Here is an 11,567-nt window from a genome sequence, read left to right as displayed (position 1 = left end):
CCATTTTACCGCAACGAGTCCCCGCTTAAAATCAGCTTGGAATAAGATCATTTTCACCTCAAACAATAACGTTGCCATTGCCGTCTATTCACCGAAAACTCACCGCACGTACTCTTCATCTAACGTCCCAAACCATAAATTCCACATGGCAAGTACGGTCAAAGTTAGTGTTCTTGCCGGTCTCCTGGTTAAGCAAGATGGTGTCTTATCCTCACACCAGCGTTCACTAGCTAAACAAATGATTGAAGCAAGTGACAATAACTCAACCAGTGAATTATTCGATGATCTTGGCGGACAGCAAGGACTTCAATCCACGTTTAATCAATTTGGGATGAAGGATTCAACAGCGGATTCATCTTGGGGATTAAGTACCACGACGGCTAAGGATCAAATTAAGCTTCTGAATAATATTTTCTACAAGTCAAATCTTTTATCCGCAGATTCTCAACAATACATTAGCAGTCTAATGAGTAATGTTGAAAGCGATCAAATCTGGGGTGTCTCAGCATCAAGCGATAACTTCGCCTTAAAGAACGGTTGGCTCGAAAATGGTAATGAAAAATGGATCATTAACAGTATCGGCTATGTTAAAAACAGTAACGGGACCTCCTATACCATCGCCATGTACAGTGATAAAAACCAGTCAATGCAGACCGGAGAAGAGGTTCTCAACCAGCTTGCCCGTGTCACAAAACCAATTTTAAACTAAACAACGAAAATAACCTCCCATTTTCGGTATACCGAAAGTGAGAGGCTATTTTATTCCAATTAAATTTCACCACTTATCTGGCGTTGCAACATAATCACCGATTCCATCAGGATTACCATTCCACTGGAAATCATGATACCAAAGTGAATGCTTTTCTTGATCTAATTCATCAATTTCTTTCATCTCATCAGCAGAAAGCTCGAAATCAAAGATCTCCATATTCTCTTTCATCCGTTGCTCATGGATCGTCTTTGCTAGCTCGATCATTCCATGCTGCAATCCCCACCGAAGTTCAACTTGAGCTGCACTCTTATTATGTGCTTCAGCAATCTTGTTAACAACCGGGTCCTTTAATAACGTCCCGCTTCCTAGTGGTGACCAAGCTTCAAGCTTTATACCATGTGAACGGTCAAAGTCTACAATTTCCTGTTGATGGATATGTGGGTTGAACTCAATCTGATTTACCGCCGGAATTATCGTCCCATGATCCATTAAGTCAGTCAGCCTTTCATTATTAAAATTGGAAACACCAATTGCCCGTGCTTGACCATCTTTTAAAATTGCTTCCATTGCTCGCCAGGTTTCGTTATATTTTCCATCTACTGGCCAGTGCTCTAATAAAAGATCCACGTGATCAGTTTGCAAAGCTTTTAACTGCCCTTCAAAGGCTTGCCGAACATGATCATAATCTCCCTGATCACCGTTAAAAATCTTAGTAGTTAGGAAAATATCATCACGATTAATACCATCCTCTTTAATGGCAGCTTGAATTCCTTTACCAACACCTGCTTCATTTCCGTACTGTTTAGCTGTATCAATTAGAACATAACCGTTTCGTAAGGCAGCATGAACAGCATTTGCCGCATCCTCAATTGTGGACTTCCAAACTCCCAGTCCTAATTGAGGAATCTTTACTCCATTATTCAGTTCGATTTGTGGTTGCATATTTCGGTTCATATATTACCCACCTCCATAATCTGTATTAATCCTTTTACTATTAGAATGCAAAAAAAGTTAACTACTAATAGATAGCCACGACATTGAATAACCAGTAAAGACAGATCTATAATAAGGTTAAATTTTTGGCTTAGTAACAAGCTAATCTCAGAAAATTTAAGTCAGTATTCTCTAATTTCTTAATTGGAAGTGTCAAAATGGAAATTCAATCAAACATGTTAGCCCTTGCTGATGGTAATCAAATGCCACAAGAAGGATTTGGCCTTTATAAAGTTGATGACCAAGAAACAATGAATCACGCTATTAAGGCTGCCTATGAGGATGGTTACCGTCTTTTTGATACAGCTCAACTCTACAATAATGAGGCAGAAGTTGGTCAGGCATTTAAAGATTTAAATATTTCCCGGGAAAATATTTTTGTCACCACCAAGGTTTCTGAAGCTAACCAAGGATACCAAAGTGCAATCGATTCTGTAAAAGAATCCTTGAAGAAGCTTCAAATGGACTATGTTGACCTATTACTCGTTCACTGGCCTATTCAGCGAGCATTTTTTGATACTTGGCGCGCGTTTGAAGAACTAAAAAAGGAAGGACTTACTAAATCAATTGGTGTTAGCAACTTCCAAATTATTCATCTTCAATATTTAGCAACCAAGGCTAATGAAATGCCAGTCGTTAATCAAGTTGAACTTCATCCACGCTTAACCCAAAAGCCACTGCTTAAATATGACGAAGAACATCAAATTGTTACTCAGGCATGGAGTCCGCTTGGTCGTGGAGCAGTCCTCAATATTCCTGAATTAAAGGAAATTGCTGAAAAACACGGTAAGTCAACTGCTCAGATTATTTTACGTTGGCACTTGCAAAACGGGGTTTCATTTATTCCAAAGTCCGTTCACTCCGAGCGGATTCAGCAAAATGCGGATATTTATGATTTTAGCCTATCAACTGAGGAAATGAAGAAGATCGATGACCTTAATCAATACGCTCGAACCGGCCGAGAACCCGAATTGACTTACGAATATAATCATCAATATTAGCAGAACCTGGGAATCAAGCTTTTTAAGAGTCCGTATGGCTAGTCGAGAACGGAGGTTGGTTTGATTAGAACCGTTCTCCGTTCGTAACTAGACACTAGGGCTCTGCTTGATTCCCGCGATTAGACTCGGTAATTCCGGAAATTACTGGTAATAGTAAGGGCTTGAGAAAAAACAAAATGTTTTTTCTCAAGCCCCTTTATTGATCATCAAATCAACTCTCCAGCAACCTTATCTGCTAATGCCGGATAAATTGCGATGATTGCTTGTCGGTATTCTTCGCCAGTAATCCTTAATCCAATTACTGGTAAGAAGTTATTAACATCATCGGCCGCATTGTCACCAACAGCACTTACACCAACCAAGGCGTCTCCCTCAAAAATTAGTGTTAGCTTTCCGGTTTGATCATTTTGGCCAGCTGCAAGACTAGAATACTTGAGGTTAAGGGTCTTTGTCTGGTATTGACTATTCCCCCTTGCAACTTCTTCATTCACACCGGCTTCGGCAATCTCTGGGAATGTAAACGCAGCGGTTCCAATCGTTGGGTACTTAATTGCTGCCGTTGTCTTTCCTTCTAAGTAGTCAAAGAGATATTCTCCTTCAAATTCAGCAACTGGTGTCAGCTTAGGTTGCGGTCGACTGATAACATCACCAATTGCGTACACGTTTGGATTGCTTGTCTGTAGGTGTTCATTAACAATGATTCCGCCCCGAGCACTATTAACGTTAGCCACTGCTAATGCTAGCCGATCAATGTTAGGTTGGCGACCACTTGTATCGACTACATAATCAGTTGGGATCTCTCCTTGATCGGTCTGTACAATAAATCCTTCATCTTGCTGCCGAACACCCTGAACACTAGTATTCATTAAGAATTCAATCCCCCGCTTTTCCATTGCTTCCGTAACCACTTGAACCTTTGATGCAGGAAAAGCTTTTAACGGCCGGGCAGAATGATCAATGATCGTAATTGAAGCCCCTGCAGCACCCAGTACAGTTGCTAATTCCATGGCTACATAACCGCCACCAATAAAGGTAACGTGTTGTGGTAAGTGAGGAAGTGATAGCACATCCCTGCTAGTATGCGTAAACTGTTCACCAGGAATTGCTAACCGATGAGAACGCTGCCCCGTAGCAATCACAATCTGATTACTTTGGTACTGATGACCATTAACTTCAATCGTATTGTCATCCACAAAATGAGCATATCCTGATTCAACGTCATGACTCTTTGCAATGATTGATTTGGTTTCTTCCGGCCATGAATTAAAACGATTTAGCTTAGTAGCCATCAATTCTCGCCAATCAATTGATGCTGCTTGTTTGATCCCTCGACCTTGGAGTTGTTGACTTTGCAGAACTACTCTGGTTGCACCTTCAAGAAAAATTTTCGGTTCACAGCCATAGTTCGGACAGGTCCCACCAAACTCATCCCCATCAACTATCAAAACCTTGCGGGAAGTTTTGGCTAATAAGTTAGATAGTTTATAAGCCGCTGGGCCAGAGCCAATTAAAATATAATCATACTTCTTCATTTTTTGCCCTCCATTCTCTTGGTTTCACGATAACATAAGCCAGCCTTAAAAAATATTTTTCTGCTTATTCACCTTTTCACTTTCATTATTCATTCGTTCCTTTTCGCATTCCTACAAGCTTTCATTTTTATTTTCATAATATGCCAATTTAATAGCAATGAAAATGATTACATTTTTATTTGATAAACGTTTGACATTTAAAAATGATCATTGTATATTATTCACACAAGCTAAATGATAAGCGTTTATCAAATTAATAATTTGGAGAGTAATTTGAACTATGAATAACAAGAATTCAATGGTTACCAAACTCGCTTTCTTATCTGTTTCCTTCATGGTTACTAGTGCGTATGCCATTCAAGGTTCACTACCACAATTAAAGGCTGCATTAGGAATCAGTCAACCACAATCGGAGTACCTGGTTACTACTCCTTCATTTGCGGTAATGATCTTCGTTGTCCTCTCACCATTACTTCAAGAATGGTTCAATATTTCTGACAAGAAGATTATTATGGCTGGTGTTACCATCGTTGGTCTTGCCGGGTTGGTTCCAATGTTTATTAATAACTACACTGTTATCTTGATTTCCCGACTAATTCTGGGTGCTGGTTATGGGTTATACAACTCCCAAGCGATTTCCTTGATTTCAGTTTGGTACCAAGGCGAGACCCGAGCTCAAATGCTTGGTTGGCGTGCGGCTGCCGAACAGATTGGTCAAGCATGTACCCTTGCAGTTGCTGGTCTTTTACTTAATTACGCAGGCTGGCATGCTTCATTCCTTGTTTATGCCTTTGCATTCGTTGTTCTCTTCTTCTTCGCAATGCGGGTTCCTGATGACAGCAAGGCTCAGGATGATAGCGTTGCTGAAGACGACCTCGCTGAGGAATTAACTAACGAAAAGCCACAAGAAATCACTAAGATTAGTCCCGTGGTTTACCTTCTTGTCTTGTTTGCATTTCTGCTGGTTGTTGACTATGTTGGGATGGAAAACCGGTTCCCTGGATTATCCGTTGCCATCAATGGTGAACAATACACTGGTTCATCAATGTTCCTTTCTTTAATGCTGATTGGAGCAACTCTTGGTGGAATCTGCTATGGGCCAATTAACAAACGGCTTGGCTTTGGAACTGTCTACCTTGGCCTCGGCTTAATGGCCCTTTCAAACTTCCTGTTTGGCTTTGCCGGTCATAACTTTGTTGTCATGGTCATCGGTTTACTATTAATCGGTTTCCCGCTTCAATTAGTTTCACCATTAATTTTCAACCTGCTTCCAGACTTGGCTCCTGCTAAGCGGCAACCATTAGTAACATCCCTTTGCTTAATCGGATTTAACTTTGGTTCATTTTTCTCACCAACCATCGGTCAATGGACAAACAACTTGCTTGGTCAACCATTAAGCGGTCTCGGCCTCGCAGCACCATTCCCGGTTTATGGTGTTGTCCTGATTCTAATTGGAATCATCATCTTCTTTGCAAGTCGTCATGCACAAAAAGCTTAATCAAAATTATTTAGGAGGATTTTAATTATGCCTATTCAAAACAAAGCAATGTTAATTACTTATTCTGACTCAATGGCTAAGAATATTAAGGAAACTCACGAAGTATTAAAAAACTACATTGGCGATGCTATTGGTGGTGTTCACTTGCTACCATTCTTCCCATCAACTGGTGACCGTGGTTTCGCTCCATACCGTTATGACGTTGTTGACTCCGCATTCGGTAACTGGGATGACGTTGAAGCATTAGGTGAAGATTACTACTTAATGTTCGATTTCATGATTAACCATATCTCCAAGAAGTCAGTAATGTACCAAGACTTCAAGAAGAACCATGATGATTCCAAGTACAACGACTTCTTTATTCGTTGGGAAAAGTTCTGGGAAGCTGCTGGTAAGGGTCGTCCTACTCAAGAAGACATTGACCTTATTTACAAGCGGAAAGATAAGGCCCCTGAACAAGAAATTGACTTTGATGATGGTTCTAAGGAACACCTTTGGAATACTTTCGGTGAAGAACAAATTGACATCAACGTTAAGAGCAAGGTTGCCCAAGAATTCTTCAAGCAAACCTTAACTGATATGGTTAAGCATGGTGCTGACTTAATCCGGTTGGATGCCTTTGCTTACGCTGTAAAGAAGGTTGACACTAACGACTTCTTTGTTGAACCAGAAATTTGGGACCTCTTAAATGAAGTCCGTGATATTCTTGCCCCTTACAAGGCTGACATCTTGCCAGAAATCCACGAACACTACACTATTCCAGAAAAGATTTCTGACCATGGTTACTTCGTTTACGACTTTGCTTTGCCAATGACCACTCTTTACACTCTCTACTCTGGTAAGACTAACCGCCTTGCTAAGTGGCTGAAAATGTCACCAATGAAGCAATTCACTACTCTTGATACTCACGACGGAATTGGTGTCGTTGATGCTAAGGACATCTTAACTGATGATGAAATTGAATATGCATCAAACGAATTATACAAGGTTGGTGCTAACGTTAAGCGGAAGTACTCAAGTGCTGAATACCACAACCTTGATATTTACCAAATCAACTCCACTTACTACTCAGCATTAGGTGACAACGATGACGCCTACCTCCTTTCCCGGGCAATCCAAGTCTTTGCTCCTGGTATCCCAATGATTTACTACGTTGGTTTGCTTGCCGGCTCAAACGACCTTGAATTACTCGAAAAGACTAAGGAAGGTCGAAACATCAACCGTCATTACTACACTAAGGATGAAGTTGCTAAGGAAGTTCAACGTCCAGTAGTTAAGAACCTCTTAGACTTGCTTTCATGGCGAAACAAGTTTGCTGCCTTCGACCTTGATGGTTCAATTGAAGTTGAAACGCCAAGCGAAACCACAATCAAGATTACGCGGAAGGATAAAGACGGCAAGAACGTTGCTGTTCTCGATGCTGATGCTGCCAACAAGACCTTTACAATCACTGCTAACGGTGAAAAGGTTATGGAACAAAAGTAATTTCATTAGGTTAACCGGACTGATAATAAACCCTTTCCAATTAACAAGGACGGTTAAATAAAATTACCAACATCCTAAACTTAATTAGGCCACTAATATTCCAAGATTTTGGATATTAGTAGCCTATTTTTTGTAATTTCGTTTATTGTAAGCGATTTTATGTTACGATCAGCATAGAGTTGTATTGTTAACTAGGTTTGTTACAGGAGGATGATTATAATGGCATTTCAAAATGTAACAATTGCTGGAACGGGTGTGCTTGGAAGCCAGATTGCTTATCAAACGGCATTAAATGGGTTCAACGTTACAGCATACGATCGCAATCCAGACACTGCTAAGAAGCGGGTTAGTGCGCTAAAGGCAAGTTACCAAAACGATTTGGGACTAAGTGATGATGAATTCAATGCTGGTCTTAGTCGGCTTAGCTTCACCGCTGACCTTGCCGAAGCAGTTAAAGATGCTGATTATGTAATTGAGGCCTTACCAGAAAATCTGGAAATTAAGGAAGAGTTCTACAAGCAATTATCAAAACTTGCCCCGGCAAAGACTATTTTTGCAAGTAACTCCTCAACCATGGTTCCCAGTCAGCTAGTTAAGTTTGTCGATCGGCCAGCAAAATATCTCCACATGCACTTTGCCAATAAGATTTGGAAATGCAATGTTGCCGAAATTATGGGGACGAATGAGACAGACCCTGCTGTTTTCCAAGAAGTAGTTGACTTTGCCCACGTAATTAAGATGGTTCCAATCCCGCTTCATAAAGAACAACCAGGATACGTCCTTAATTCACTCCTGATTCCATTTGTGATTAGCGCAATGGCTCTTTGGGTAAAAGGTGTTGCCGATCCACAGACGGTTGATAAGGACTGGATGATCTCTACCGGTTCACCTGTTGGCCCATTTATGATGCTCGATGACGTTGGCTTACGGACAGTTTGGAACATTGTCACTAACCTTTACGAATCTCGCCATCAAGAAATCTTCAAGGTGATTGCCGATCGGCTTAAGGAAATGATTGATGCTGGTCACGAAGGACTTGAATTAGGCCAAGGATTCTATCACTACCCTAACCCTGAATTTGCGGACCCAGATTTTCTTAAGAAGTAGAAGGGAGCACGTAATTATGTCATTTAAAAACATTACCGTTGCGGGTGCTGGTGTTTTAGGAAGCCAGATTGCCTACCAAATTGCGCTTAATGGATTTAATGTTACCGTTTATAACCACCACATTGATACTGCTGAAAAGCGAATTAATGCGTTAAAAGCGGATTATCAACGTGATCTCAACTTAACCGATCAAGAATTTCAAGCTGGGTTAGATAATATCACTACAATTACCACTGATCTTAAAGAAGCCGTTAAGGACGCCGATTACGTCATCGAAGCTCTCCCAGAGTCATTAGAACTTAAGGAAAAGTTTTACGCTGAACTTTCACAGGCCGCTCCTGCTAAAACGATCTTTGCAAGTAATTCTTCATCATTTATCCCCAGTCAACTGGTTAAGTTTGTTGATCGCCCGGCAAAGTTCCTCCACATGCACTTCGCTAATAAGATTTGGCGGTTTAACGTTGCTGAAATTATGGGAACTGAACAAACTGATCCAGCGGTTTACCAAGAGGTTGTTGACTTCGCTCGTGAAATTAAGATGGTACCAATTGAGGTTCATAAGGAACAACATGGCTATGTTCTTAACGCCGTCTTAATGCCTCTCCTTGCTTCTGCAATGCAATTATGGGCAAATAATGTTTCTGATCCGCAAACAATTGATAAGGACTGGATGATTTCTACTAATTCACCAATGGGTCCATTTATGATCTTGGACATGGTTGGTTTACGGACTCCTTACCAAATGGAGCTCAATGCTTACCAAACTACCAAAGATGAGATTCACCAAACAATTGCTCAAAAGTTAAAAGCAATGATTGATGCCGGACACGTTGGTCAAGAGTCAGGTCAAGGATTCTATCACTACCCTAACCCTGAATTTGAAGACCCAGATTTTCTAAAGAAATAAATTAATAGCTATGAAATAGCAAAAAAAGCTGGGAATCAAGCTTCTTGAGAGTCCGTATGGCTAGTCGAGAACGGAGGTTGGTTCGGTTAGAAACGTTCTCCGTTCGTAACTAGACATTAGGGCTCTGCTTGATTCGCGCGATTAGACTCGGTAAATTTAAAAATTATCGGTAATAGTTAGAGGCTGAGAAAAAACGTTTTGTTTTTTCTCAGCCTCTTTTAGTTTAAGTTTAATTTACTCTTCCCCAGACAATGCGCCAAGAAGAGCAATTGCTATCATGTACCAAGCGTTGGTGTCATCTAGCATTGGCAACTCGGTATTATCAGCACCAGGAACCTGCTCGGCAACATTCTGAACTGGTTGTTGCGGTGTCGGCTGTGGAGTTGGTTGCTGCTGAGTCTGTGGTTGTTGAACCGGTTGTGATTGTTGTTGACTAACCGGCTGTTGAATAACTGTTTCCCCAGCAGGTGATTCTTCAATTACCCCTTGGTCACCACTATTAGCTGCTGGTGAAGGTTGTTGTGCAACCTGATGACGTAACACAGTAACGTTATAAGTGGCGATTGCCGGTGTGTTGTTATCATCGGTTACTTGAATATTAATGCCCTTTGGCTTACCAAAGTATTCAAAGTCAGGTGAGAAGGTCACTAATCCGGTGCTTGGTTCCAAAATATAACTACCAATTCCTGAGATAGAAATCTTTTCAGCATTACTTACCTGACCATTAATGATAAAGCGGGCCGGGTGGTTAGCATCAATCCGAGCCATTACTTGATCACTACCACTAGTGATCCGAACCTTAGAAGTTTGACTTTGACCTTGTTCACCAATTGTTGGCGCAATCCGCGCACTCGGCCGAACAGCGTCAACTGTTGGCTGGTACTGAAGGTTGGTCTGCTCACCACTAGCAGATGTTACCCGAATAGTTACTTTATCTGGTTGACCAATAAAGTTTTTATCTGGTGCAAATGATACTGTTCCTGTATTAGGATCAATTTGATATAGACCAACAGTCTGACCATTCTTAGTCGCACTAAGCTGCTTGCTTGCCTGACTATTGCTGATAAAGTCAATTGGCCAATTACTATCAAGCGGTCTCCCGGGTTCATTAGGACTAGAAATAATTGTAATTTGTGAAGTCTGAGTAACCCCTTGAATATCATGAGTGTTTTGCAGCTGGATTCCTAAAACAGTCTGACTGAAATTGCCAAGGTAACTATGACCATCTGAACCATAAGCAATAAACTCTATTGGTTGCGGACGACCAACAAATGTCCCGCTTGGCTGGTAAATAATTTCATTCTTTCCCCGGTTAATCCGGTAAACACCAATCTTTTCGTCGTTCAAGATTGCATCAAGTGATTGTGCACCAGTTGCGCTTCCGTTGACCCAGAACTTGATGTCCCTTACATCAATATTTGATGGCTTTTTCTGTTCAATCTTCTTTTCAGGATTAGTCCGTTGGTAAAACAGATCAGTTGATGGATTATCGTTTTGGGTAATTACAGGTAGGTTATTTTTAATTGAAATCTTGGCATGTTGTTCCTTACCTTGCCAGCCAACAGTTGACGGGTTAGAAACTTCACCACGAATGATTTGTGGTTGGAAACGGACAAAACCAATATATTCAAAGTTACTATCTGACAAGATTACGTAAGCTGGAGCAATCGGCCCATTATAAGTACTGTCGGTTAATTCAAAACTAACTTCAGCACCACGGTGAGCACCCTTAGAGGTTAACGTGTACGTTCCAACATTGGTATCTGGAACCGGCTCGCCATTTTCGTCCATCTTTTGAGCAGCCATCTTAATAGAATTCCGCCCGGTATCAATATAGTTTCCTTCAACCCAAATAGAAGTATTCCTATCAAAAATCTGGTTCAGGTTATTAGTCAACGTAATGGGACCAAATGTAGCGGGCCACATTTCGTCCCCTGACGTACTAACACTGTAGAAGTTATCCAGTTCAATACTTTGTGGCTGGTTAGAAAGGTTAGCCGTCTTTTGCCCAACTAAACCGTAGTAAACAATGTAGTAGACATCAGTATCCTTAGTAGGATCCTTTAAGGTTGCCGGGTCAAACGTATTGACAACGTTACCATCGCTTAATACTGAAGCGTAACCACCTTCGACGGGGATATGAATCTTCTTAAATGAGCCATCCTCGTTCTCGGTGTACGGAATTGACCGTAATTTTTCTTGCTTTAATGCTCGATCTAAACTATGTAAAACAACGGATCCATAGTGTCCCTGCTGCCTTCGTCAAAGTACTCATTAGCAGCAGTCAGTTGACTTGGATCTATTGATTGATTTTGCTCATTAATATTCATTA

General features: G+C 40.9%; 9 protein-coding genes. 6 read left to right on the top strand and 3 right to left on the bottom strand.

Translation table 11 applies throughout. The features are described 5' to 3' along the window. A partial coding sequence (locus HMPREF0549_RS02000; protein WP_040530754.1) for a serine hydrolase occupies positions 1-709 on the top strand: 709 nt, incomplete at its 5' end. A gap of 66 nt (positions 710-775) precedes the next feature. Here HMPREF0549_RS02000 and HMPREF0549_RS01995 read toward each other — a convergent pair. Next, positions 776-1,666 (bottom strand): aldo/keto reductase, encoded by an 891-nt coding sequence (locus tag HMPREF0549_RS01995; protein WP_040530751.1) that lies wholly within the window; start codon positions 1,664-1,666, stop codon positions 776-778. A gap of 197 nt (positions 1,667-1,863) precedes the next feature. On the opposite strand from HMPREF0549_RS01995, the gene HMPREF0549_RS01990 reads away from it, so the two are divergent. Beyond that, positions 1,864-2,706 carry an aldo/keto reductase gene (locus HMPREF0549_RS01990; RefSeq protein WP_003716590.1) on the top strand — a complete coding sequence of 281 codons (843 nt, stop codon included), beginning with the start codon at positions 1,864-1,866 and terminating at the stop codon, positions 2,704-2,706. 206 nt (positions 2,707-2,912) lie between these two features. Here HMPREF0549_RS01990 and HMPREF0549_RS01985 read toward each other — a convergent pair whose 3' ends face one another. Continuing rightward, positions 2,913-4,238, bottom strand: a complete 1,326-nt coding sequence (locus HMPREF0549_RS01985; RefSeq protein ID WP_003716589.1) for a dihydrolipoyl dehydrogenase family protein — start codon at positions 4,236-4,238, stop codon at positions 2,913-2,915. Positions 4,239-4,518: 280 nt separating this feature from the next. Here HMPREF0549_RS01985 and HMPREF0549_RS01980 point away from each other — a divergent pair, with 280 nt between their 5' ends. From HMPREF0549_RS01980 to HMPREF0549_RS01965, 4 genes are all read left to right on the top strand, one after another. After that, on the top strand, positions 4,519-5,736 hold the full coding sequence (locus tag HMPREF0549_RS01980) for an MFS transporter (RefSeq protein ID WP_003716588.1): 1,218 nt from the start codon (positions 4,519-4,521) through the stop codon (positions 5,734-5,736). A gap of 27 nt (positions 5,737-5,763) precedes the next feature. After that, complete coding sequence (gtfA, locus tag HMPREF0549_RS01975) at positions 5,764-7,221, top strand: sucrose phosphorylase (protein WP_003716587.1); 1,458 nt, start codon at positions 5,764-5,766, stop codon at positions 7,219-7,221. A 219-nt stretch (positions 7,222-7,440) separates the two neighbouring features. Further along, positions 7,441-8,328, top strand: coding sequence for a 3-hydroxyacyl-CoA dehydrogenase (locus HMPREF0549_RS01970; protein WP_040530747.1), 888 nt, complete (start codon positions 7,441-7,443; stop codon positions 8,326-8,328). 16 nt (positions 8,329-8,344) lie between these two features. After that, positions 8,345-9,235, top strand: a complete 891-nt coding sequence (locus HMPREF0549_RS01965; protein WP_003716585.1) for a 3-hydroxyacyl-CoA dehydrogenase — start codon at positions 8,345-8,347, stop codon at positions 9,233-9,235. Between the two features lie 234 nt (positions 9,236-9,469). Here the strand turns inward: HMPREF0549_RS01965 and HMPREF0549_RS01960 are convergent, their stop codons facing one another. Next, complete coding sequence (locus tag HMPREF0549_RS01960; RefSeq protein WP_003716584.1) at positions 9,470-11,161, bottom strand: hypothetical protein; 1,692 nt, start codon at positions 11,159-11,161, stop codon at positions 9,470-9,472. Positions 11,162-11,567 lie beyond the last annotated feature (406 nt).

This window comes from Limosilactobacillus vaginalis DSM 5837 = ATCC 49540 (assembly GCF_000159435.1).
Taxonomy (GTDB): Bacteria; Bacillota; Bacilli; order Lactobacillales; family Lactobacillaceae; genus Limosilactobacillus; species Limosilactobacillus vaginalis.
Note: the sequence above shows the minus strand (reverse complement) of the source record. Positions and strands in the feature narration are given on the sequence as shown.